Source organism: Anabaena sp. 4-3 (assembly GCF_001597745.1).
Lineage (GTDB): Bacteria > Cyanobacteriota > Cyanobacteriia > Cyanobacteriales > Nostocaceae > Trichormus.
On record NZ_LUHJ01000061.1, the window covers coordinates 129,609 to 154,295 of the forward strand.

The 24,687-nt window shown below is 41.0% G+C and carries 20 protein-coding genes and 1 pseudogene; 6 read left to right on the forward strand and 15 right to left on the reverse strand.

From position 1 onward, the window contains the following. Positions 1 to 165: 165 nt before the first annotated feature. The 3 genes from A3775_RS15700 to A3775_RS15710 form a co-directional block, all read right to left on the reverse strand. The gene (locus A3775_RS15700; RefSeq protein WP_066375397.1) at positions 166 to 759 is read right to left on the reverse strand and encodes a superoxide dismutase; all 594 of its coding nucleotides are present in this window, start codon (positions 757 to 759) and stop codon (positions 166 to 168) included. Between the two features lie 658 nt (positions 760 to 1,417). Then, complete coding sequence (locus A3775_RS15705) at positions 1,418 to 3,022, reverse strand: bifunctional pantoate--beta-alanine ligase/(d)CMP kinase (protein WP_066425771.1); 1,605 nt, start codon at positions 3,020 to 3,022, stop codon at positions 1,418 to 1,420. 221 nt (positions 3,023 to 3,243) lie between these two features. Further along, the gene (locus A3775_RS15710; protein ID WP_066375393.1) at positions 3,244 to 4,350 is read right to left on the reverse strand and encodes a septal ring lytic transglycosylase RlpA family protein; all 1,107 of its coding nucleotides are present in this window, start codon (positions 4,348 to 4,350) and stop codon (positions 3,244 to 3,246) included. Between the two features lie 801 nt (positions 4,351 to 5,151). On the opposite strand from A3775_RS15710, the gene glsA reads away from it, so the two are divergent. After that, a complete protein-coding gene (gene glsA / locus A3775_RS15715; protein WP_066425772.1) occupies positions 5,152 to 6,126 on the forward strand; it encodes a glutaminase A in 975 nt (324 codons plus the stop codon). Between the two features lie 97 nt (positions 6,127 to 6,223). On the opposite strand, the gene A3775_RS15720 is transcribed toward glsA, so the two are convergent. Beyond that, positions 6,224 to 8,239 carry a family 10 glycosylhydrolase gene (locus A3775_RS15720; protein WP_066425774.1) on the reverse strand — a complete coding sequence of 672 codons (2,016 nt, stop codon included), beginning with the start codon at positions 8,237 to 8,239 and terminating at the stop codon, positions 6,224 to 6,226. Positions 8,240 to 8,515: 276 nt separating this feature from the next. Between A3775_RS15720 and A3775_RS15725 the strand changes: the two genes are divergently transcribed. Beyond that, complete coding sequence (locus tag A3775_RS15725; RefSeq protein ID WP_197480174.1) at positions 8,516 to 9,046, forward strand: hypothetical protein; 531 nt, start codon at positions 8,516 to 8,518, stop codon at positions 9,044 to 9,046. Here A3775_RS15725 and A3775_RS23700 read toward each other — a convergent pair. Then, positions 8,999 to 9,136, reverse strand: a pseudogene (locus A3775_RS23700) (nucleoside transporter C-terminal domain-containing protein); the annotation flags it as partial. The gene A3775_RS15725 and the pseudogene A3775_RS23700 sit on opposite strands and share 48 nt — an antisense overlap. Before the next feature lie 149 nt (positions 9,137 to 9,285). Here A3775_RS23700 and A3775_RS15730 point away from each other — a divergent pair. Further along, the gene (locus tag A3775_RS15730; RefSeq protein WP_156481654.1) at positions 9,286 to 10,053 is read left to right on the forward strand and encodes a PEP-CTERM sorting domain-containing protein; all 768 of its coding nucleotides are present in this window, start codon (positions 9,286 to 9,288) and stop codon (positions 10,051 to 10,053) included. 88 nt (positions 10,054 to 10,141) lie between these two features. Here the strand turns inward: A3775_RS15730 and A3775_RS15735 are convergent, their stop codons facing one another. Continuing rightward, positions 10,142 to 11,539, reverse strand: coding sequence for an amidohydrolase (locus tag A3775_RS15735; protein WP_066375386.1), 1,398 nt, complete (start codon positions 11,537 to 11,539; stop codon positions 10,142 to 10,144). A gap of 82 nt (positions 11,540 to 11,621) precedes the next feature. Here A3775_RS15735 and A3775_RS15740 point away from each other — a divergent pair, with 82 nt between their 5' ends. The 3 genes from A3775_RS15740 to A3775_RS15750 all read left to right on the forward strand — a co-directional run bounded on the left by A3775_RS15740 (position 11,622) and on the right by A3775_RS15750 (position 13,548). After that, entirely contained in the window at positions 11,622 to 12,413 is a 792-nt protein-coding gene (locus tag A3775_RS15740; protein ID WP_066375383.1) for a cysteine hydrolase family protein, read from the forward strand. A gap of 2 nt (positions 12,414 to 12,415) precedes the next feature. Beyond that, the gene (locus tag A3775_RS15745; RefSeq protein WP_066375381.1) at positions 12,416 to 12,853 is read left to right on the forward strand and encodes a cupin domain-containing protein; all 438 of its coding nucleotides are present in this window, start codon (positions 12,416 to 12,418) and stop codon (positions 12,851 to 12,853) included. A 197-nt stretch (positions 12,854 to 13,050) separates the two neighbouring features. Then, positions 13,051 to 13,548, forward strand: a complete 498-nt coding sequence (locus tag A3775_RS15750) for a molybdenum cofactor biosynthesis protein MoaE (RefSeq protein ID WP_197480175.1) — start codon at positions 13,051 to 13,053, stop codon at positions 13,546 to 13,548. A gap of 92 nt (positions 13,549 to 13,640) precedes the next feature. Here the strand turns inward: A3775_RS15750 and A3775_RS15755 are convergent, their stop codons facing one another. The 9 genes from A3775_RS15755 to A3775_RS15795 all read right to left on the reverse strand — a co-directional run bounded on the left by A3775_RS15755 (position 13,641) and on the right by A3775_RS15795 (position 24,274). Further along, on the reverse strand, positions 13,641 to 13,832 hold the full coding sequence (locus A3775_RS15755) for an RNA-binding S4 domain-containing protein (RefSeq protein ID WP_066375375.1): 192 nt from the start codon (positions 13,830 to 13,832) through the stop codon (positions 13,641 to 13,643). 165 nt (positions 13,833 to 13,997) lie between these two features. After that, positions 13,998 to 14,774, reverse strand: coding sequence for an ABC transporter ATP-binding protein (locus A3775_RS15760; RefSeq protein ID WP_066375373.1), 777 nt, complete (start codon positions 14,772 to 14,774; stop codon positions 13,998 to 14,000). A gap of 79 nt (positions 14,775 to 14,853) precedes the next feature. Beyond that, positions 14,854 to 15,879, reverse strand: coding sequence for an iron ABC transporter permease (locus tag A3775_RS15765; protein WP_066375371.1), 1,026 nt, complete (start codon positions 15,877 to 15,879; stop codon positions 14,854 to 14,856). A gap of 462 nt (positions 15,880 to 16,341) precedes the next feature. Then, positions 16,342 to 17,256 carry a manganese catalase family protein gene (locus A3775_RS15770; protein WP_066375368.1) on the reverse strand — a complete coding sequence of 305 codons (915 nt, stop codon included), beginning with the start codon at positions 17,254 to 17,256 and terminating at the stop codon, positions 16,342 to 16,344. Positions 17,257 to 17,581: 325 nt separating this feature from the next. Beyond that, positions 17,582 to 17,923: a cupin domain-containing protein gene (locus A3775_RS15775; protein ID WP_066375366.1), complete on the reverse strand. Its 342-nt coding sequence runs from the start codon at positions 17,921 to 17,923 to the stop codon at positions 17,582 to 17,584. Between the two features lie 16 nt (positions 17,924 to 17,939). After that, positions 17,940 to 19,109 (reverse strand): zinc-dependent alcohol dehydrogenase, encoded by a 1,170-nt coding sequence (locus tag A3775_RS15780; protein ID WP_066425775.1) that lies wholly within the window; start codon positions 19,107 to 19,109, stop codon positions 17,940 to 17,942. Between the two features lie 121 nt (positions 19,110 to 19,230). Further along, positions 19,231 to 19,629: a hypothetical protein gene (locus A3775_RS15785; protein ID WP_066375364.1), complete on the reverse strand. Its 399-nt coding sequence runs from the start codon at positions 19,627 to 19,629 to the stop codon at positions 19,231 to 19,233. 320 nt (positions 19,630 to 19,949) lie between these two features. Then, complete coding sequence (locus A3775_RS15790) at positions 19,950 to 21,119, reverse strand: zinc-dependent alcohol dehydrogenase (RefSeq protein WP_066425776.1); 1,170 nt, start codon at positions 21,117 to 21,119, stop codon at positions 19,950 to 19,952. 293 nt (positions 21,120 to 21,412) lie between these two features. Further along, positions 21,413 to 24,274, reverse strand: a complete 2,862-nt coding sequence (locus A3775_RS15795) for a hypothetical protein (RefSeq protein WP_066425777.1) — start codon at positions 24,272 to 24,274, stop codon at positions 21,413 to 21,415. Positions 24,275 to 24,687: the final 413 nt, after the last annotated feature.

Consider the following 24,687-nt stretch of genomic DNA (forward strand, 5'->3'; position numbering starts at 1 on the left):
TTACTTTTTTAATTTAAGTCAGATTCCACCAGTAGAAGCTATAAAAACAGCATAAAAATCTTGATTCTCCATTCCCCAGCCCAGAGAACAAAACAGCCACGAGTTAACTCGTGACTGTCGTGGATTTTTGCTGGAAGTCTTGACAAAGACCAAAAAAGATGGTATTTAGCCTAAGTTAGCAGCCGCAAATTCCCAGTTGACTAATTTATCTAAGTAGTTTTTGATGAATGCTGGACGAGCATTTTTAAAGTCGATGTAGTAGGCGTGTTCCCAAACATCTATGGTGAGTAGTGCCTTTTTACCATGCGCTAGGGGGTTTTCTGCGTTTGGTGTTTTCATCACTTTGAGTGTGCCACCATCATCAACCAACCAAGCCCAGCCACTACCGAACTGAGTAGCCGCAGCGTTAGAAAATTCTTCTTTAAATTTGTCGAAGCTACCAAAGTCTTTGTTAATTCTCTCAGCCAGTACACCTGTAGGTGCGCCGCCACCTGCGGGTTTTAAACAATTCCAGAAGAAGCTGTGATTCCAAACTTGGGCGGCGTTGTTGAAGATTCCTGTCTTGGATTCTTTAAAGGAGATTTGAATGACTTCTTCTAAGGATTTATCAGCTAGTTCTGTACCTTCGGTGAGCTTGTTGAGGTTATCTACATAGGCTTTGTGATGCTTGCCATAGTGGTACTCGAAGGTTTCAGCTTTCATGCCATACGGCTCTAGAGCATTGAAGTCATAAGGTAAGGGTGCTTGTGTGAATGCCATTTTATGAAGTCCTCTCTTTATTGTTTTCCAGTTGAAACCTATGACGGTAGCTTCGGAAATTACAAGTTTTATGCCTAGCGGTTTTATGTGCTTAATACTAGGATATAAAACTTAACATCGTCATTCTACTACCAAAGTGAAGATCAATACAAAGTCATTTTCTAGTAATGAACAAGGGAGTGGGGAGTGGGGAGTGGGAAGTAGGGGCGGAAGGAGCGGAGGAAGCGGAGGCAGCAGAGGAAGCGGAGGAAGCGGAGGCAGCGGAGGAGAAAAACTCATGACTAATGACTTATGACTAATGACTAATGATTATTTGTATAACTATGTAAGAATTTTATTTCTACAATTTTTTTAGTTAATTATTGAATTGTGTTATTTCTAGCGTGAGAAGTAGCAAGAGAAATCAAAAAAATCATCCTTCAGTTAGATGAATTAGTCTTGAAAGTGTTTAAAATGTTTAATACAACACTTGATGGCATTTCAATATAGCTAACTGCCTCTACATTGTCTCGATGAAAATTAAATATCCCTCAGAGACATCCGAGGGATGGAAAAACGGGATATAGAGTTTTGAACGTTTTGAACAATACACTACGCTATGCGATCGCCTAGCGACAAACTCGCACAGTTGATTTAGCTCTAGGCATGAGTGCAGCTATTAGCAGTGAGACAAGCGTTGTTCGTAGTAATTGACAATTTCTGCTGTAACGTCCGGTATGCTGAGTCCATCAGTAATAATCTCAACTGCGTCCGCAGCTTTTTGCAAGGGGGAGACTTTGCGAGTGCTATCTTTCCAGTCACGTTCGGCAATGTCTTTTTCTAATTGCTCTAAACTGACTTCTGGATGACCTTGTTTTTGAAAGTCTTGTAGACGACGACGGGCGCGTTCACTCACAGAGGCGGTTAAGAAAATTTTCACTTCGGCATCGGGGAAAACATGAGTACCAATATCTCGCCCTTCAGCCACTAAACCGCCTTTTTTACCCCAGGTTTGCTGCTGTTTTACCAATGCTTCCCGCACAGAATTTTGAGCAGCGATCGCCGATACTTGAGATGTGACTGCAATAGTGCGAATCTCTTGGGTGACATCAGTGCCGTTAATCCACACACGCACCGGGGATTGCAAATCCTGACTAGGAGTCAGTTCGATGTTGCATTGGTTGACTAATTGGGCGATCGCACAATCATCATCAATCGCAATTCCTTGTTGCAGCACTAACCAAGTGACAGCCCGATACATCGCGCCTGTATCGAGATAAATTAAACCTAACTTGGCAGCTACTTGACGGGCAACTGTAGATTTACCGGCACCGGCAGGGCCATCAATAGCGATGATCGGTTGGCGATCGCCTAAGATGGTATTGTCAATTAAACGTGTAGAACCAATACGAGCGGCGATCGCCAGCATTCCTTCCTCCTCAATTGTATTTAAAGACATCAAAGTAGTCGGTTCAACCAATTCAATATATTCCACGGACACTGTACTAACCTTTGCTAGTTCTTGTTGTACCGTTGCGATTAACTGATGGCGATCGCGAACACCTTCACGAAATGCCTTTTCAGCTTGTTGCAAGCCACGATACAATACTGCTGCTTGCTGTTTTTCCTCAGCAGTCAAATACTGATTACGAGAACTCAAGGCCAAACCTGAAGCTTCCCGCACTATAGGACAAGCAATAATATCTACTGGCAAATTTAAATCAGCCACTAACTTTTTAATGATAGCTAGCTGCTGACCATCCTTTTGACCAAAGTAGGCTCTGTCTGGTTGTACCAAGTTCAACAACTTGGTGACAATCGTCGCCACACCCTGAAAGTGGCCCAGCCGAGAACGACCACACAAACCCATTATCATATCAGATGGAGGGATAACTTGTGTTACCTGAGATTCATCTATATTTTTCTGATAAATTCCCATTTCTTCAGGATTAGGCGCGAAAATCGCATCTACTCCACCTTGCTCACATAATTTTGCGTCTTGTGCCAAGGTGCGCGGATAGCGTGCAAAATCCTCATTCGGGCCGAATTGCAAGGGATTCACAAAAATACTCACAATCACAGTGGAATTTTCTTGTCGCGCCCGTTTAATCAAGCTCAAATGTCCTTGATGTAAATTCCCCATAGTTGGTACTAGACCGACTGCGGTGGGATACCAGTCAGTCATACCATCCAGTACCATATTTTCTGATACCGTTAGCTGATTTTGCTGACGATGTTTAGTTAAAAAGCAACGTAAAGCTGCAACTGTTGTCAACAGGCGCACAAAAAAATACCCCTAGTTCTTCTTTAGCCTCTCCTCAGTTAGTTTATCTCTGAAGTCGAGCTAACAGACGTTTGAACTAGGGGTATTAGGGATCGGGGATAAATCAATTCAAAATTGTTGATTGTTGATTGTTGATTGTTGACTGTTGACTGGGTAAAAGTCTTCTCCCCCAGTCCCCAGTCCCCAGTACCCAATACCCAGTCCCTTCCAGCACCCAATCACTATCGACCTAAAACTTCAATCTTGACTGGTGCCAGACCACTACCAATCATTCCTAAAACTCTGGCTGCACCAGTTGATAAATCAATAATTCGACCCCGAATATATGGCCCCCGGTCGTTGATTCGCACTACCACAGAACGACCGTTACGGGTATTGGTGACACGAACTCGTGTACCGAATGGTAAGCTACGATGGGCAGCAGTCATAGCTTCTGGGTTAAAGCGTTCACCGGTTGCAGTTGGTCTACCAGCAAAACCACGACCGTAAAAGGAAGCTATCCCTCGGAAGTTGAGTTTAAATCCACTCGCAATTTTTTGCGGCAAATTGGCAATTGATGAGGTTGAACGTGAACGCGATGGTAAGTTAGCAATCTCACTGATGGGGGAAGCATTGCCGATCAGTCTCCGCATCCGGTTTGTGGCTTGCAATGCGTCTTTGGCTAAGTTATTGGTGGTATCTGCCAGGCGAGTATTTTGATTGATTTCCACCAATTCTTGGTTTTTAATCTTAATGGTGTAGCGATCGCCTGAATTTTGTGGCACAGAGGCATTTTTATTTTGCGGTTGAGTGGCAACTACAGATTCACCTGCTGCCTTCCAACTAACACTGATTTTCTCGGCTTTCACATTGTCCCGGATCATCTGGTTAATTCTAGCTGCTACCAGACTTGCTCTATGCACTGGGTCATCATGCTGCGAACCAGTTTGGATCTTAGCACCCGCTAATTTGCCTATGCTCGCCACCTGGACAGGATTATCAGTGATCAGGGCGTAGGATTGCACGCCCTCAGCTTCTCCAATTACTCCGACTTTTTTCTCAGAACTTTTCACAGGCTGAGGACTCAAAAAGGTGAGAACTGGAATATTTCGGATATACAGGGTTGCCGCCCTTTTACCTCCAATGTTGTGCGGGTGAATGCTCGTAATCACAGCATCAGAGGTACTTTCCCCTGCGGAAGTTTGCAACTCTCCTACCTTGACTACACTAGCTGGTGATTTTTGAGCAACTAGGGTAGTTTCCTTAGTAGTCTGAGTGCGACCAATAGAGGGTGTCCCCAATATAGTCACAGACAGGGCGACAATAGTCCACAAATGTCTTTGATTCATGCGTCCGATTTTCAAGCGACTTTAGAACAGTAGTTGACTAATTTCTGGAAGCTTGTGCCTTTGCTAGTGGCTCGCTCCTAAAAATACAAACTCGTTCCGTTTTCACTTTTCGTGTTTATAACGGCAACAGACTAACATGAACTTCTGACCCTGGGGATCAGGGTTTTAGCGTAGGAATTCCCATGTTTGAGCAGTTAAAGTTTTGCTCACAGGGGTGAAACCTTCTTCAATTGCGGATTTCACCTATGTAACCGTTTTTTCGATCTACCCACGTTTTCTTAACAAAACTTAACATATTTGGCTCGGTGAGTCCTCTAATTTTACGTCCGATTTTTAGGTATTTTTACTCATCAATTTAGTAAATTTTGCATCCTCTAAGGATTAAAAATCTCCTTGATAATTATCCCATATAATACAAAATTTATACAATTAATTGCTGAAGTGCAGTTTAATTTAGATTTATTTTATAATAACTGACAAACCAAGTAAATCAAATATTTCTAGCCATAAAAGTTTTTCTCGCCGCTAGAGGTATATCTCTGGAATTATATAATTTGGATGATGCAGAATATGTCATACTACTCTCAAACTAACTACAAGTTGTGATATCAGTGACAAGAAATAGCAGTAATACTGAGTAAAAAAAAACTGCGTGTTACTGTAGCGGCTATTGTGTTCGGGTAGAATGAACAGAATTTTGCAAAAATCGAAAATCATTGAGCAAATTGTGTAGGACAATTTTCTTAGGTATTAAAATTAACATCAAACCAGTAGATTATCAGAAATCAAGCTTTTAGCCTCATGGCAGATACAGCAAATCAAGGAGATTTAGAAACAGTTTCGTCCTCGCTGTTAACCGTGATTAACGACTTGCATACTAAATACAAGTCATTGCAGGAAGGAATAGTAGCAAACTACATACCAGAACTGGCGAAAGTCAACCCAGATTTATTTAGTATTTGTATTGCGACAGTAGACGGACAGGTTTACGAAGTTGGGGATATTAAACAGCTATTTACTATCCAGTCAATTTCTAAGGTGTTTAGTTACGGACTCGCTTTAGAAGATCATGGACGAGATTATGTATTGACTAGGGTAGGTGTGGAACCAACAGGAGACGCATTTAATGCGATCATCTTGGATGAGCGATCAAAGCGACCGTATAATCCAATGGTAAATGCCGGAGCGATCGCCACTACCAGTTTAATCAAAGGTTCAGGAGCCACAGAACGCCTCAACCGCTTACTGGATATGTTCCACCGCTATATAGGTCATGACGTATTTGTTGATATTTCCGTCTTTACCTCCGAGCGTAGCACAGGACATCGCAACCGAGCAATGGCACACCTGATGCTTAATTTTGGCATGATTGACCAAAATATAGAAGAAGCCCTAGACCTATATTTTCAACAATGCGCCGTTATGGTAAACTGTCGGGACTTAGCAATCATGGCGGCGACTTTGGCTAATGGAGGTATCAACCCGATCACCGGAGAACAAGCCGTAGAGAAAACTTATATCAAAGATATACTCAGCGTCATGTACACCTGCGGGATGTATAACTTTGCGGGTGAGTGGGCTTATAAAGTGGGAATTCCGGCAAAAAGCGGCGTTTGCGGGGGAATTATGGCTGTAGTTCCCAACAAGATGGGAATTGCTGTGTTTTCGCCCCCCTTGGATATCCGGGGGAATAGTGTCAGGGGGGTGAAAGTGTGTGAAGAATTATCTCAGCGATTAGGTTTACATTTATTTGACTGTTCCGGGTGTAGGGAGTAGGGGGGGATGAGGGGGATGAGGGGGATGAGGGAGAATGACTAATAACATCTATATATATAGATATATAAATTTCCCAGTCCCCAGTCCCTTCCAGTCCCTAACTTACCTTAATCACTACCCCCTCACTTTCATTCGCTAACCTATCGACAGCACAAACAGCATAAGTTCCTGGTTGTGGTACTGTGGCGAAAGTTGTGCCAGCAGACAATATTCTTTGTATTGTCCAAGTGTCACCTGTTTGACGATATAGTGTCCAAGAGCGTACCGGTTGATTATCGCCGGGTTCCCAACTGAGTCTTCGGTTGTTGACTTGTAGTTGTTTGGGTGGGGGTGGTGGGGATTGATTGCGCCATGACATTGTAGGTACTATGGCAGGTGTGGAGTAAACTGAGCTTTGGAACTTGTCAGCAATACCTTGGCGATTTTCACTAATGGAACTCATACTAAAGAAGATATTTCCTAGTGATAAATCTCTGACTAGGTTACGGCTGATTTGTACTTGCTTTGCTATCTCCTCATATTTCCAGGCTTTTCCGTCTAATTTGGCGATGTTGTTACCTGTGTAAATGTGTCTGCGCTGGGGATTAATTTCTGTCCACCATTTGAGTAATACAGGATAACTTTGTTGAGTTTGGTCTGTGCGCCAATATAGTTGAGGGGCGATATAATCAATCCAGCCTTGTTCTAACCATTTTTTGGCATCAGCATACAATACATTGTAAGCATCTAGTCCGATGATTCCTGGTGGTTGTCCGGGGCGGTAAATTCCAAAGGGACTAATTCCGAATTTTACATGGGATTTGGTGGCTTTGATTCCCTGTGAAAGACGCAGCACCATTTGATTGACGTTTTCTCGTCGCCAGTCTTCTAAACTTAACTTGCCACCGCTTGATTTATATGCGGCGTAGGTTTTATCATCGGGAAATGTTTGACCGGCGATGGGATAGGGATAAAAATAATCATCGAGGTGAATACCATCGATGTCATAGCGACGAACAACGTCGATAATTACGTTGTAAGCTCTATCTTGAACGATTTTTGAGCCTGGTTCCATCCATAACTGATTCCCCCATTGATAGACTACCTCTGGATTGGTGAGGGCTATGTGGGGGCGGACATTGGCAACGCCGTTTTTTGTGCTAGTTTTGGCGCGGTAGGGGTTAAACCAAGCGTGAACTTCGATGTTGCGTTTGTGGGCTTCGGCGATCGCAAACTCTAAGGGATCATAAAATGGTTCTGGGGCTTTACCTTGAGTTCCGGTTAACCAAGCACTCCACGGTTCAAGGGCGGAAGCATACAAAGCATCACCTTCGGGACGCACTTGTAAAATTAGGGCATTAAAATTCAGTTGTTGTAATTTTTTGATAATTTCTACGAGTTCCGCTTGCTGTTGCGCTACAGATAATCCGGCTTTAGCAGGCCAATCACTATTCCACACTGCTGTTAGCCATACTCCCCGAAACTCTCTTTGATGACTCACTTTGACGGTTTTGGGGACAGTGCTGGGCGGAACTACTAAATATGTAGAGTTGATTTTGGGGGCTTTGCCGAGATATACTAATACTTGGTAAACTATGACTGCAACCTCAGCACGAGTCGCAGGTGTCTTGTAGTTAAGTAATTTGATATTGGGAAAGCTAACAACTAAACCGGCACTTGTGGCGATCGCCATCTGATTTTTCCCATAACCGGGAATATTTGCCCCATCTTGATAAATTTCTGGGAGTTGATCTAGTAATGCTGGTGGAATTTTCTGGGCAATTTCCCAGCCATTCACCAAAGCGACTAAAACATCACCACGAGGAATTTTGTTATTCAGTCCGAAAGTCTGATTGGGATAACCAGTTAAAAATCCGGTTTCGTAAGCTCTTTTAATGGCACTAGCAGCCCAATGATTCACGGGAACATCAGTAAAAGGAACATACTGACGCTTTACCGGAACGTTAAACACAGATGCAATGATAGCGGCAAACTCAGCACGGGTGAGAGATTTATCTGGGCGAAAAGTCCCGTTAGGATAACCATTTAAAATGCGTCTTGCTGCCAAGGCTTCAATAAACGGACGCGCCCAATGGTTTTGAACATCGGAGAAGCGTACAGTATTAGATACCATAATTACCGTTTGGTTGATTATACAGCTTTTTTGTTACTTTAACAAGCCACAGGCGCACTCTACCTTAATCACGTATAAGTTTTCACATTTAGGATTTTTTCCCCTTGCAAGTTTGTAGTGTACTCCTCCGGGGAAGCAAGCTACGCATAGCGTCCCCACCAAAGGACTTTCATCCTCCGCTTAACCATGAGGACTAAAGTCCTCACTACGAACTATGTAATCACACTGTTGTTGAGCTAGCTAAAATAGCTGAAAGAAGTTGCTAGGGTTGAACAAGTGGGTAAAAAGTCACTAAAATTAGGATTTTATCTGTTATTTGCCCTGAGTTTAGTGAGTATTGTCGGTCTATCTTATTTTACAGATATAACAGAGCGATCGCCTTTAGTGCTATGTCAGTCTTGGTGGGCTTTTCCCCCTACAAAAGAAGTTAGATATTATACTACACCTGAAAAAATCATCATTAAGCCTTGGCTGGGTCAACATCATGTTTATGGTGTGTTTATGATTCCCACAGGATATAGATATGATTATTTATTCAAGTTAAGTTTACCAGGAGAAAATACCCGTTGCGGGGCTGTACAACCTACTTCTGAGTCTCTTGTCCCCGATGTTGATGTCAAGCCAGGATATTATTTACTTAAGGGATATTTAAATACTCGCATTGCTTTGCGTCTGATTTTCCAGGGACATCTCAATCAGTTAAAGCAACCGGAAAACTGGAAATTAGGCTATTTTAAACCACGAAAAAAATCCGTTTTTTCAAAAAAGCATACTCGCAATACAGGCAGTAATCAAACCAGCCAATAATCCCGCAATCATGGTTCTCACACCCAGACGCGCTAAGTCATGTTGGCGTTGGGGAGCAATTCCAGTTATCACACCTATAGTAATAGTTACACAAAGGGGTTCAAACCTATTTTTCTGATGAAGATTCTACAAAAATTATATAAATTTTATACAAACAAACAGTAAATATATTGACACATACCAGTTAATTAGATTATTGCTTAATACATAAAAATACTTAAATCAATGTAATCATAAACATGAATATTGCAACTGCCATCACAAGATTTTCAATGGCTAGTATCGCAGGATCAATCATTAGCGTAGGACTGAATCCTGCTGTGGTGTATGCTTTCGTTACTCCTGTTAGCTCATCATTAAGACTAGAAGCTAATTCCAACGCTGGTAGTGGATTAGTCACTGATACTTATACAGACAGTCAATTCAAGACCATAAATTCATTAGGCGCCGCAGTTGCAGCATTGGCAACTTCAGGTAATGCGAGCGTTTTGTCGCAAGCACAAGTAACATCAATATGGAAAAACAGTTATGAGGGTGTAGTAACCTTCACTGATGTAGGCTGGAAAACTATCAACGTTAATTCAGGTCTTGCAAACCTATATGGAGGCTTAGACTGGAGTTATGAATTTATCGCTGACACAACGGGTTTCTTGACAATGGATTACGATGTTAAGGAATCTGGTACAAGTACATTTGGTTTGAACGCATTCCTCTTCAATTGGTCAAAGCCAGGAGGTGATGCTGCCTTCTTGCCTAATACTTCTGGTACTATAGAAAGAACCATCTACGCAGGACAAACCTATACTGTCGGTTTAAAAAATTTCGCTAATATTTCCGGTGGCTTAGGCACAAGAGAAGCTATGATGAGTGGTACTTTTAAATGGAAAATTGTTAGTGTTCCCGAACCTACAACTATACTAACTTCATTAATCATAGCTGGTGGTTTTGGTGTAGTTAGGCATCGAAAAAACAAACACTCACAAAAAGCTATCATCAAAGATAGTTAGCATTTTTTTTGAGTTTGTTTGACAACGCTCTAAAATTCCTCACTGTGACAAACTATGAGGAATTTTAGTCAATCTCCCCTGAACTGTTTTACAAACCCATGACTTTACGATAATGCGCTTCAATTTCTGCTACTGTTGGAGATTCGCGTTTGGTTTCCCACTGACTACGGTTAAATAATTCTTGTCGCAGTTGCTCAACGTTAATTGTAGTTACTTGACCATTGGCTATAATTTGTTTACCATTCACCCAAGCACTATCTACTATATTATTCGGACGACCTAATACTAATAAACCAATGGGGTCGGTACGGGGTAATAATGATAAATTAGTCAGGTCATAAAGTACCAAATCAGCTATTTTACCAACTGTTAAAGTACCAATTTTATCTGCCATGTTTAATCCTTTTGCACCACCTAATGATGCCATTTCTATGGCTTGTCGGGGTGTAATCCAGTGGCGATAATCAAAATCTGTAATATTATGTAAAATAGAGCCGATTTTGATGGCTTCTAATAAGTCTTGAGAGTCATTACTAGAGGCACCATCACAACCAAAACTGACGTTAACTCCAGCTTGACGATATTTTAAAATCGGGGCGATGCCACTACCTAAACGCAGGTTACTGAGGGGATTGTGAACTACTGTTGATTGGGTTGCGGCTAGGATAGCGATGTCAGCATCATTTAACCAGACACAATGAGCTAAGGAGGTGCGATCGCTCAAGAAACCCATGCTGTTAAGATGGGTAACAGCACTACCACCGTATTTTTCTAAGGCGAGTTTTGCTTGGGCTTTGGTTTCTAATAAGTGAGAGTGACGACAAATATGATAGCGATCGCTTAACTCAATACACCCTTCAAATAAGGCATCTGTACACAATTGTATCCCCGTCGGTGCCACTAACATACTCACACCCTCATCAGGGCGGTGAAACTTTTTGATAGCTGTTTCGATAATTTCTAGCGTCGCGGCTGTAGAACGCAAAAACGGCTCATGGGTTCGGTTTGAATCCCCGGAAGGTATCCCCGCAGTCAAAGACTCATCTTGAATTAAGGGAGCGATAAAAGCTCGTATTCCCACTTCTTGATAAGCACGCACCGCCGCAGCGATGGTTTCTAACTCTTGCCCTGGAATTAGTACCAGATGATCTACTACACTTGTACCACCAGATAACAGAGTTTCTACGGCTGTGCCTAAAGCACTCAGATAAATTTGCTCAGTGTCGATGCTGGCAAAATCATACAGTTCCGCTAACCATAATTCTAACGGCAAAGGGGACATGATGCCACGTTGCCACATTTCTGATGAATGGGTGTGAGCGTTGATCAAACCCGGTAGTAATAGCTTATGACTGCCATTGATTGCCGTACCGACAACATCTAAATGAGGAGCGATGGCAGCGATTTTACCATCTATAATCTGTACATCTGTCGTAGTGTAACCGTCATCGGTGGCAATCAAAACATTTTGAATTGTAAACCGCATGATTTTAACCTTGATTAAGTAATTAAACTCTCAACAGCATTTCAAGTTACAACATAGAAAATATAGTTAAGTATGGCAATTTATGGAGCAGCCGTTACGGAGATTGGGAGTTTTACCAAATGCGTGGATGGTGAATCAAGCGATCGCAGATATTACCCGTCCTCAAAAGACTCCACAATCAGTTATCTTACCAACAGAAACAAAAACACTGCGCCTCGACTTGGCAAAATCTGCCATCCTCGTCATCGATATGCAAAACGATTTCTGTCACCCTGATGGGTGGTTAGCGCATATTGGTGTGGATGTCACTCCAGCCCGTAAACCGATTGTACCTTTAAATCACTTACTTCCAGAACTACGGGCGGCAAATGTGCCTGTAATTTGGGTAAATTGGGGTAATCGTCCCGACTTACTGAATATTAGTGCCGGTTTACTTCATGTCTACAACCCTACAGGTGAAGGTGTAGGTTTAGGCGATCCATTACCGAAAAACGGTGCTAAGGTACTAATAGCAGATAGTTGGGCGGCGGCGGTAGTAGACGAACTCCCCCAGTTACCAGAAGATATTCGTGTGGATAAATATCGCATGAGTGGCTTTTGGGACACTCCTTTAGATAGCATCCTGCGAAACTTGGGGATAACTTCCTTATTCTTTGCGGGTGTGAACGCTGATCAATGTGTATTAACTACCTTATGCGATGCTAACTTTCTTGGTTATGACTGCATTTTAATTAAAGACTGTACTGCTACAACGTCCCCTGATTATTGTTGGCTAGCGACGTTATATAACGTCAAACAATGTTTTGGTTTTGTTACCGATTCCCAAGCAATTTTAACAGCCCTAAATCATCCTGAAGCAACAGGAAGGGAATAACAATGTACGCTACTCGTTGTGTAATTCCTGTAATTAAATCTCCCAAAGATTATCAGGTTTACCGCATCAGTCCCCACGACACAAATCGGTTAGCAATTATCTTTGATTCCACAAATGCTAACACTTCTCTCACTTGCTGTGTAGAAATTTTTGATGTCGGCGGGCAAACACCACCAAATCGTCATCAATGGGCGGTAGAAATGTTTTTTGTCCTCAAAGGAAAAGGTATTGCTATGTGTGATGGGAAAAAAGTCCCCATTGCCGCCGGAGATAGTTTATTAGTCCCACCAACGGGAATTCATTTGATTAAAAATACAGGTTCTACCCGGTTGTACACTTTAACAATTATGGTTCCCAATGAAGATTTTTCTGAATTAATTCGTAGTGGTACACCACAGGAATTGGACGCTGAAGATATGGCAGTATTAAGAGGTTTATGATTATAGTGGTTCTCTATTCATTGAGGTACAGAAAAAATAATTGAACGCAGATGTACGCAGATAAACGCGGATGAATTTGTATTCTATCCGGTTGCAATCGGCTATAAATATAAAATGATCAGGATATAGATACCCGATTTCTTAAAGAAGTCGGGTATCTGGACATGATGTTTTTTAATTTGAGCTAGTTAATAATTATGAAATCAATATTGACAAACACATCAAATTATGTTTTAAAACCTAAAAGTGAAGATAGTTTTGCTATTACCTTTGCGCCATTATCTTTAGAAGAAGTCTACACTAAAGCTGATGACCCTGCCAATGGTGCAATAGTGGTGATGAGTGGTATGGTTCGTAATCAAACTGATGGAAAACCTGTTGTTTCTCTAGAATACCAAGCATACGAACCAATGGCTTTACGAGTGTTTTATCAAATTGCTGCTGATATTCGCGCAAAGTGGTTTGATGTTAACCGGGTAGTAATTCACCATCGCATCGGGCGTTTACAAATTGGCGAAATTAGTGTTTTAGTAGCAGTAGGTTGTCCTCATCGTAGTGAAGCGTTTGAAGCTTGTCGTTATGCTATTGATACCCTCAAACATAATGCGCCAATTTGGAAAAAGGAACATTGGGCTGATGGTTCTAGCAGTTGGGTAAGTATTGGTGCTTGTGAACAATCAGACGCAAATTGTTAAATAGTCTTTTGTAGGGTGCGTCAGAAGAGATAATTTGGCAACAATGAACTTATTTTCGGCATCTGACGCACCCTACTCATGTGCCAGCACATTTATTTGATAAAATCAGCTACGTTGAAAGTTTTTCCTTCTACTGTAACTTGGTCTGTTAATTCTAATTTTTTTCCGCGTCGAGTTTCGACTATACCGTTAACTTTGATATCACCATTAACAATCATCATTTTAGCTTGACCGCCAGTTGGGGCTACACCGATAAACTTTAAAAATTGGTCGAGTTTAATCATTGATTTGATGCTTGGAGAAAAGAATTAATACCGTTTCTTGATGTTGCTTGCGTGGCGTAGCCATAGACGCGCTTGATTCTTAAATGTAGAGACGTTGCATGCAACGTCTCTACTTTAAGGCTTGACAAACATTATCTTAAAATTATATATCAATTCACCTGTTAATTATACCGCAGAAATCGCACAAACTTGTAAACCAACGGGTGTGTTAATGATGATTGATTCTACCCCAAAAACTTGGGCGATCGCGTGAGGAGTTAGCACGGTTGCTGGTGTACCAACTTCCCACAGTTGACCTTGTTTTAACAAGGCAATGCGGGAACTATAACGCGCAGCTAAGTTTAATTCATGTAAAACTGTGACAATGGTAATTTCTTGTGATTGATTCAGTTGTTTGAGGAGTTCTAACAGTTGTAATTGGTAGTTGATATCTAAATAAGTTGTCGGTTCATCTAATAGTAAAACTTTCGGTTCTTGGGCTAAGGCTAAAGCTAAAAAAGCCCGTTGTCTTTCTCCACCAGAAAGGTTTTCAACTAGGCGATCGCTAAATTTTTCTAGTTGAGTTTTTTGCATAGCTGTCTCAACTTTCTGCCAATCTTCGGCGGTTAATTCCCATTGCCACCAAGGTTGATGCGGTGTACGTCCTAAACTGACTAATTGTCGCACTGTTAAGCCCACAGGAATTGTTTGTTGTTGCGGTAACAATGCCAATTTCTGAGCAACTAAATGCGGCGGTTGGGTATGAATTGCTTTACCATCTAAAAGTACAGTTCCTTGTTGTGGGGAGAGAATGCGACTGAGTAATTTTAGTAAAGTAGACTTACCAGAACCATTCGCACCAACTAAACTTAACCATTCTCCTGTTTGCAGAGTCAGGTTAATATCTTTAACGATGGGAATAACGGTATAACCACCAGTGAGGTTTTGTAATTCAATAGGCATTTTGATCAATTCAAAATTCAAAATTCAAAATTAAAAATGGTTTTGCATGATGTAGAGGTTCTGCACTAGAAAGACTCTACTATTTATTCAACCCAGATGAACGGCGATATAGTAACCAGATAAACAAAGGTGAACCTAGCAAAGCTGTCACAGAACCTACAGGAAGTTCTACAGCACCTAGTCTAGAGAGTAAATCTGCAAAGGTGAGTAACCATGCACCAGCTAAGGCGGATAATGGTAACACAAAGCGATGGTCTGTACCGACAATTAGACGCACACCGTGAGGGACAACTAAACCCACAAACCCGACTAAACCGCTAATACTGACTGCACCGGCGGCTAATAATGTAGCAACACCACCGATTAATAAGCGCGATCGCGTTAATGATACTCCCAAACCAACAGCTAAGTCATCTCCCAACGCCAGCACATTCACAGACCTAGCTAGTAACCATCCCCCCAGTAATGCCATCATAATATAAGGGCCAGCCGTGGCAATTTCTCGCCAACCCCGACCATTTAAGCTACCCACCAGCCAACTCAGTGCTATTTGAATTTGACCATCTTCCGCCAACAGCAGCAATGTACTTTGCACAGCACCCAACAAAGAACTAACTGCAACTCCCCCTAAAATCAATCTTTCGACGGAGATACTCGAACCCGCACGACCCAGTAAAATCACAATAGCTGAAGTTATAATTGCCCCTATCCATGCCGCTAGGGGAATAGCAATTGGGAATACTTGCAAGACTATCATCACAATTACAATTAGCCCCGCGCCGGCGGAAATGCCTAAAATAAAAGGGTCAGCTAAACTATTGCGTAACATTCCCTGTAATAACGCCCCTGACATTCCCAAGGCTGCACCCACGATACACGCCGCCGTGATGCGTGGTAGACGTAAATCCCAGATAATTGTTTGTTTGATGGGGTCGCCTTCTCTAAGAATAGCTTGCCATAATTCGCCAAGAGTTAAGGGTACTGCGCCTTGAGCCAGAGATAAAGCGAGAGTGAAGATTAATCCTGTCACTAACAGCAAGACAGCCCAGAATATGCGCTGTTTCACCCAAATAGTCTGCAATTGCCGAGTTATATGGCGGTACATTATCGTTATAGGGGGAGCGATCGCTGTAATATATCTACATACTAATATTTTCCCAATTCTTTGGTTGAGCCTGTGTAATAGTAGGAAATTGGCGGAGATATTATTGTTATTCAGTGATAAAAGCAAGCTTTATAGAGCTTATTAGGTATTTATATCTATTAATATCCTATTTTTCCCATAAATACCAAAAAAACCCCCCTTTAGGGGGATAGAGCAATAGATATTAGTTCGTAGTACAATCTAATTTGTATAGTTAATTCGTCTACGATCACGGTGATCACTGTGGTCGTTTCTTTTATTCTAATTTATCCGGCTATCAACTGGGGTGAGGGGTCATAGCTCCCACCACACTCTAGGCTAAAAAAGTCTACCCTAGAGAATTGACCAAAAAATTGCCACATACAAAGTTTGACCCCTTCGCCTACCAGAGTGGATGATAAATGAGCAGTCAGTGAGACAGTATTAGCCGATACGCTCAACTAAAGGAGGTGCGCTAGAACCATTACCTTGTTGAGCTTGTCTATTTTGGGGTGTACCGTGCAGTTGTTCTGGGGGTTGTGGTGGTTGTGGTTCTGGCCCTACAGCTTGGGGGTTAGCAACATACTGAAATTCACCTTTACCATCCATTGAACGACCTTTAGCCCAACGACCTTCAGCACTTTCATTACCTTCGGAATGATTCCAAAATTGGTAGGCAAATTCCCGTTTTTCTAATTCCAATGGGAAGGAACTGGGAACAGGTGTGGTTTCTAGTCCAGACTGTTCTAAATCCTCAATTGCTGCCAACCAGAGGTTTTGGTGCATGGTATCACGGGCAATCATAAAACTCAAGGTATCTTTCACCCCTGGATCATCCGTCATCTCATACAATCTGACTGCTTGCAAGCGTCCCTGACTTTCGGCGTGGAGATTAGAGCGAAAATCAGCTAAAAGATTACCACTAGCAACAATAAACCGACCATTCCAAGGAAAGCCTACACTATCAGCCGGCATTGCACCCAAACCGGAAACAATCGCGTGCTGGGGGTTCATGGCAGCGTTCATGATTACATCTCGTGGGTTAGTACCACCCATCACAGCACCAACTACCGCATCTCTCACACCCTCCTCTTGCACTTCCAGGGGTGCTTTATCTAAAAGATGGGCAATCATGGTAGCTAGCATCTCAATGTGACCGATTTCTTCAGTCCCCACATCTAGCAGCATATCCCGATATTTGGCAGGGCCGCGACAATTCCAACCTTGAAATAGGTACTGCATCATTACAGTCATTTCCCCAAAAGTGCCGCCGATGAGTTCTTGTATTTTCATCGCGTAAACTGCATCTGGCTTTTCTGGGGGCTTGAAATATTGCAGTTTTTTGGAATGATAAAACATTTCGCTTCCTAATAAGTGACAGATTTCCAGCGCACAAAATTAATTTTTGTGTAGGTTATTTCTTCTAGGAAACTGTTTCAATTTCTTATTTACATCAGTCGATAGTTGTATAAAAATATAAGTTATTGAACTTAAATTTAATTCTCTAGTTGGACTAGATAAATAATAGGATTTGCCTCACGCAGAGACGCAGAGAGCAAGATTGGATAAGATAAGATAGTTTGTAGGGTGGGCATTGCTTGAGATTTACTCAAGCTTTGAGTTTTATATTGTTGGCAATGCCCACCTATGATGTTTGAGAATGGTGGAAGATGGAAAATTATTGTTAATTTTCGTCGCGCCCATGAATATGAGCCGGGGGGCTGGTGGCTTCCACAGCCGTAAATGGTTCTAGAATGTTGTAGTGGTGGTTTGCTCCTTTGGGAACTACCCAAGAACTTCCGGGTTCTAGTAATATCATTTGCCCTTCAATGTGCAACTCTGCACGTCCATTAATTACATAACCAACTGTTTCATATTCACGACTGGTTGGTTGTTTATCTGCACTGGGTTGTTCATTTTCCCAAAGGCGCATAGAAATAGTTTTGCCTGATGCTAAATATTTCTGACCAAGTTTACCTTTGGGGGAATGGGTAGAGTCTATTTTTTTCACGCTGGTATCACTCATAGTTTTAGCTTTTTCCTTATGGTTTGAGTACAACTTTGATGCAGTTATCTTGTTTGTGTTTAAAAATTTTGTAGCCGTGGGGTGCTTGTTCTAAGGGTAGAGTATGGGTGATGACAAATGTGGGGTCAATGTCACCGTTTTGGATGCGTTCTAATAATGGTTTTAAGTATTTATGAACGTGTGTCTGTCCCATTTTGAAGGTTAGACCTTTGTTCATCGCAGCACCCATCGGTATTTTGTCGAGGAAGCCACCATACACACCCGCGAGTGAAACATGACCACCCTTAGCACAAGACACCATTACCTGCCGTAATGCGGTGGGGCGGTCTGTTTCTAAGCGGACGGTTTGTTTTACTTGGTCGTAAAACGCCATCACATCTGTACCGTGGGCTTCCATGCCGACTGCATCAATGCAAGCGTCGGGGCCGCGTCCGCCGGTCATTTCTTTGAGGGCTTCCCCAATATTGACTTGTTCGTAGTTGAGAACTTCGGCTTGACCGTATTCTTTAGCCATTTGTAGGCGTTCGGGAATGCGGTCAAAGGCAATGACTCTTTCTGCACCCAGCATATATGCGCTTTTGATGGCAAATTGTCCGACTGGGCCACAGCCCCAAACGGCGACAATATCACCGGGTTTGATGTTGCAGTTTTCTGCGGCCATGTAGCCTGTCGGGAAGATGTCTGTTAAAAATAGCACTTGCTCATCTGTAAGATTTTCGGGGATTTTCAGCAAGCCGACATCCGCAAAAGGTACACGGGCGTATTCTGCCTGACCGCCAGCGTAACCGCCAAATAAGTGCGAGTAGCCAAATAGACCTGCTGGTGAATGTCCCATTTGCAGTTCTACCATCCAGGCGTTAGGGTTGGAGTTATCGCACAAAGACCATAATTGCCGTTGACAGAAGAAGCAGGAACCGCATGATATGGTGAAGGGAACAACCACGCGATCGCCTACTTTCACATTTTTAACGGCACTTCCTAATTCAACTACTTCCCCCATGAATTCATGACCGAGAATATCACCCTTTTCCATTGTGGGGATATAGCCATCATATATATGTAAATCTGAGCCACAAATTGCCGTAGAAGTAATTTTAATAATCGCATCACGCGGGTTAAGAATTTTCGGGTCTGGTACTGTCTCAACTCGCACGTCGTTTGCTCCATGCCAGCAAACTGCTTTCATAGTGATTAGTCCTTAGTTATTAGTCATTAGTCATTAGTCAGTAGAGACATGACTATTTTTTTGATCAGAAGACGCTCTATGAGCGTCTATATGTCTGTTAAGATAGTTATGATTTTTAAATCTATCTTCTCATTTCTCTCACCGACTCAGGTTGTTGGTAATAACCGCGTGGGGTTCCCGTGACTGGCTCAACTGTTTTTTCTACTCTTCTTTGTACAGATTTTTGAAACTCTTTTGTGGCTCTAGGTGTTTCTTCGTCTAAATTTAACTTTTCACGCACAGTATCAGCAGTTTCTTTTAGTCTTTCTTGGGCATTTCTCACTTGAGTATCATTTCTAATGCTTTCATTTTCTGGAGTGCCTTTGTAATAAATCCCCTCTGGAGTTTTAACATCCGCTTGGGCAATCATTGCACTACTGGATATAAAACACTGACCTAAAAAGAAGGTAGCTCCTATGAGACAAACAATTAAAACTTGACGCAGCAAAAAATTTTGTAACCAAGAAAGTACACGGTTCATAAATAGCCTCAATTACATTATGTGTACAATGTTGGCACCAGCGATGTAATGAAACATCTTTTCTAGGTGGGATTTATTAATATGTAATTAGTCGCATTCTCTATCTATGACTTCTGACTAAATACTGATTAAATGTTGCATTAAAACTCTCTTGTGGGATAAGCTCTCTAGCCCGTCCGGTGCAGGCTAGAAGCCCGCACCACAAGAACTATATTTTTGCACTACTTTAGCCTTGCGACGCTACTACAATTTTTTTGCATCAATTTAGTCGTGTCAGTCCACTACAAAATTACACCACTCACTACTCTCTATTCCCTATCTCAAGGTTTGAGAACAACTTTGATACAGTTATCTTGTTTTTGTTGAAAAATATGATAGGCGTGGGGGGCTTGTTCTAGTGGTAATTGATGGGTAACTACAAATGATGGATCAAGTTTGCCGTCTAAGATGAGTTGTAGTAACAAGTGCATATATTTCTGTCCGTGCATTTGTCCCATTCTGAAGGTTAGACCTTTATTAAAAGCCGCACCAAAAGGCATTTTGTCTACAAATCCCCCATAGACACCCATGATGGAAAGAGTACCACCTTTACGACAAGCCACCATCATTTCTCGTAATACATGGGGACGATCAGTTTCGAGTCTGAGTTTTTGCTTTGTTTGGTCATAGAAATCTTCTATACCTATACCATGAGCTTCTAAACCAACGGCATCAATGCAAGCATCAGGCCCTTGTCCGCCTGTCATTTCTTTTAATGCTTCCCCGGCATTGACTTCTTCATAATTAATAACTTTGGCTTTGGCGTAGGTTTTCGCCATTTCTAAACGTTCAGGAAAGCGGTCTATGCCGATGACTTTTTCTGCACCCATCATATAAGCACTAATCATGGCAAATTGTCCGACAGCACCGCAACCCCACACGGCTACAGTATCACCGGGTTGAATATCACATAATTCTGCACCCATGTAGCCTGTAGGGATAGCATCGGAGATGAATAACAACATCTCGTCTGATAAATCTGGCGGTACTTTCACCACACCGACATCGGCGAAGGGTACGCGCACATATTCAGCTTGTGCGCCGGCGATACCACCTAACAGATGAGAGTAGCCGTAAATAGCGGAGGTGATATTGCCAAATAATATTTCTTCCATCCAACCCTTCGGGTTAGAGTTGTCACACAATGACCACATATCATGTTGACAATAGTGGCATCTACCACAGCCTATTACAGAAGGAACAACAACGCGATCGCCTACTTTTAAATTGTTGATTTCCTTACCAACTTCTACCACTTCCCCCATAAATTCGTGACCAATTATATCACCCTGTTGCATTGTGGGGATATAGCCACCATAAATATGTAAATCTGAGCCACAAATTGCTGTAGAAGTAACTTTAATAATCGCATCACGCGGGTTAAGAAGTGTAGGTTCTGGCACTGACTCCACCCGCACCTCATTAGCACCATACCAGCAAACTGCTTTCATAGTCATTAGTCATTAGTAATTAGTCGTTAGTCATTAGTTATGAGTCATTAGTTTTTCTCCTCCGCTCCCTTGCCTCACTTCCTATCTTCCGGGAAGTGTAGAACAAAGAATTATTTGACCACATCATCTAAATTCCGTTGTCTTGCTTTGACAAATAATTTCTCAAGCTGAAAGTCACAAAGTTTAATTTTGTTTAATTTTGAGTCCAGCTTGTGATGTGGTCAAATAATCTACTGCTCTACAGTAATTAAATCTGTTGCTGTTTTTACTCTGCCTAAAGTAACAAAAGATGGTTATTGATTGCTCTCACCTAACTGGTGCGCTTGCACAGATGGCAGTTCAGTAGATTTGGTTGAGAGAGGTTTAAATGGCTTGAATGTGTTGATATCTACACAGTTGGTACTATCTAGCTTCACTCTAAGTTCAGAACTGAAAGTAACTAGCTGCTCGACGAGAGCCTGGCGGTCAGTTAAGCAGCCTTTGATTGCCATGAGTTCTCCCAAAGTCCATTCATAAAGATGTCTGTCTGCATTGTTAATAATCACAGTCAGTTCATTCCTGATTCTCAAAATTTGGTTGAGAATCTCGTCTACTTTCACATTGATCAAATTGGCAATTAGGATGTTGAAGGAATCTCTGTCTCCGATAATATTGATCATTTCATCAACATACTGTCTAACCAGATTGATGAATGTTTGATTCCACTCGTTACGGACATTCTCAATTTTGATGTCAACATCTCTGTAGATGTTATGAATTTTGTTGTTAATTTCTGCGCTATTAACAATGAAATTTAGCATTCTGTTATTAATTTCATTGCTATTCAACACAACACTCTCAATTCTTTGGTGTATTTGAGAATTATTGTGGAAGATATTCTGAATCTTCTGGGTGATTTGCTCGTTATCAAAGATTTGGTTAATAACAACTTGATTATTAGTTACATTGTGCTGTAAGCGGTGATCAATGTACTGGTTAAGCTCAATATTGTTATTAACAATTCTCTGAGTAATTAATCTTGTAAATCCCTCTCTACCACCTATTACGTTGATTAATTCATCAACTTGTTCTGTCACCAGACTGATGAATGTCTCATTCCACTCTTGGCGGATATTATTAATCTTGTTGTTGATTTCAGTACTGTTAGCCACAACATTGACAATAGCATGATTAACTTCGGTATTGTGGTTAACAGTTTGCTCTAAACGTTGGTCAAGGTACTGGTTGAATACATCATTATCATTGATAATGTTTTGGGTAATCAGTTGGATGTGGTTTTGTATCTTTTGCTCAAAAGAATTGTCTATTTCCTGGCTAACGTAGTGATTAAACTCATTACTGTTAGCTATATTCTGAGTTATTAGGTTAATGTTGTTGTGTATCTTCTGCTCGAAGGTATTGTCTATTTGCTGATTAACCTGCTGGTCAATGTAATGATTGAATTCCTGCTTATTGACGATATTGTTGATAATCAGTTCAATGTTGTTGCGTACTTTTTCCTCGAAATTATTATCGATTTGCTGACTGACATACTGATTAAATTCAGTATTGTTGTTGACAATGGTTTGAGTAATTAAGTTGACGTTGTTGCGTATATTCTGCTCGAAGGTTTGGTTGATTTGCTGATTAACTTGTCGCTCGATGTACTGGTTGAGTTCTTGCTGATTAACAATGTTGTTGATAATTAAGCTAACGTTATTACGTATTCTTTGCTCGAAGGTTTGGTCAATGTACTGATTGATTTGCTGGTTAATGTTCTCCGTTACTTTTCTGTTAATCTTATCTTGTAAAATCCTCTCTAAATAGCCAGACAAACCCTGTAAATGCTGATTGAAGCTAAACTCTACTTGCTGCAAATAGGCATCCATCGAAAACTTGACTTTTGCCACTTCTACAGACAGATTTTTAAAATGTTTCTCATAGTGTTTCAATAGCCACTGTTCGAGTTGATCCCAATATTTAGCTTCAAGGGTTACATCAGTTTCATCTATCACGCCGATAGAAGTATTAATCTGCTGTAACTGCTCTTCCCACTTCTTCTTAAATTCTTCCTCATTAAAATGGAAGGTGAATTCTGGTGCATTACCCACCAGTTCACGACTGACAGACCCACCATTACCTTCAGTTGTGATCACAGTCTTGCCTGTAACAGTTTTTCCTGTTTGCTGTTGACTGAATTGATGATTTTCTTGCTTTCTATATGCTTCAGTTAATTCATCTGCACTGAGTGACTTGATTTCTAGAATAATCTGACCTTCATTATCTTCTTTGTAGGTGTCAAAAAATAAACCTGTGAGTGTAGTTTTTTCTTTGACCTCTAAAACTACTTCATCCTTGAGACCATTTAATGAAACCCAGGTCTCTTCAGTTTCAATGCCTGTCAGTTTGGTAACAAATTTTCCACCTTTGAGCAAAATTAATGCCCAAGGTTCTATATTAAATTTTTTATGGTCTGACCAATAGGTAGCATTGCCTTGACGAATTTTTATGCGATAATTACCTGGGTTCAATTCAACAAAGTTAGAACCGGATTGTTTGAGAGTTGACAGGTAATTGTCATCAAGAAGATAACAGTTTTGTTTGCTATCTACTGTGAGATTTACAGGATTAAAAAATTGCTTGTCGCTAGTGATTAGTAGGTTAATTGAACCACTATTATCTTCCTTATTAAAATCAAAGAACAAAGCATTAAGAACTGCTCTTTCTTTGACTTCTAGCTTTAAAGTATCATTGTATCCATTTAAAGTTGTCCAGGTTGCGCCTACCTCTAAACCTGTATTTTTGTTGATAAATTTACTACCATTGTCTCCATATATCCACAGTAGCACAAAAGGCTCACCTGGTGTTTTGGTGTTGCTGTAGCTATACCGACCCCCAGTAATCTTGATATCAAAATTACCTTTATCAAAAACAAAAGTTGTTGCAACATTTTGTTGCAAATTGTTCATGTGGTTAGCATCGATAACATAACAATGGGTTTTAGTATCGATAGTTAAAGACTTCATATTTTTCTCCTCGAAAGCTTTAAGACCTTGCGAAACTTTTGAATTTTCAGAGTTATCTTCTAGGTTGACTTCTGGAGTGATTTCGGTAGGATTTATATAGCTATAGCTTCTGCGATCGCTCGTACTTGTTTCTTTGTTTTGCTGTCGCATGAAACTAAATATTTTTGTCACTAAACTACATATTCCCATAGTTACAAGCTCATACGAGTGTTAAAAATATAGGGTTTAGTCTGCTTTATAGATAAATGACTGCATTTTTTAGTGTGTATCTCATTCGATTAAAAATCATGAAAAGATAGATAACTAAATTTTATTGGTCTTAATTGTTCAAATACTAAATTAGAATGCTTGTTAATTTTTAATCCAAATTTTCGTGCATTAGTAAGACTCAAACCTCTTTCTTAAGAAAGAAACCTATTGACGATTATTGTGGTGACTGGCACAACAGTAATCATATCTATTGACAAGCATTCTACTATTTTCTACCAACAAAATTCATGAATAACAAGCAGTGGTATTAGAATTAAAAGACATATTTCTAAAGTAGTAAAAGATGTTATAGT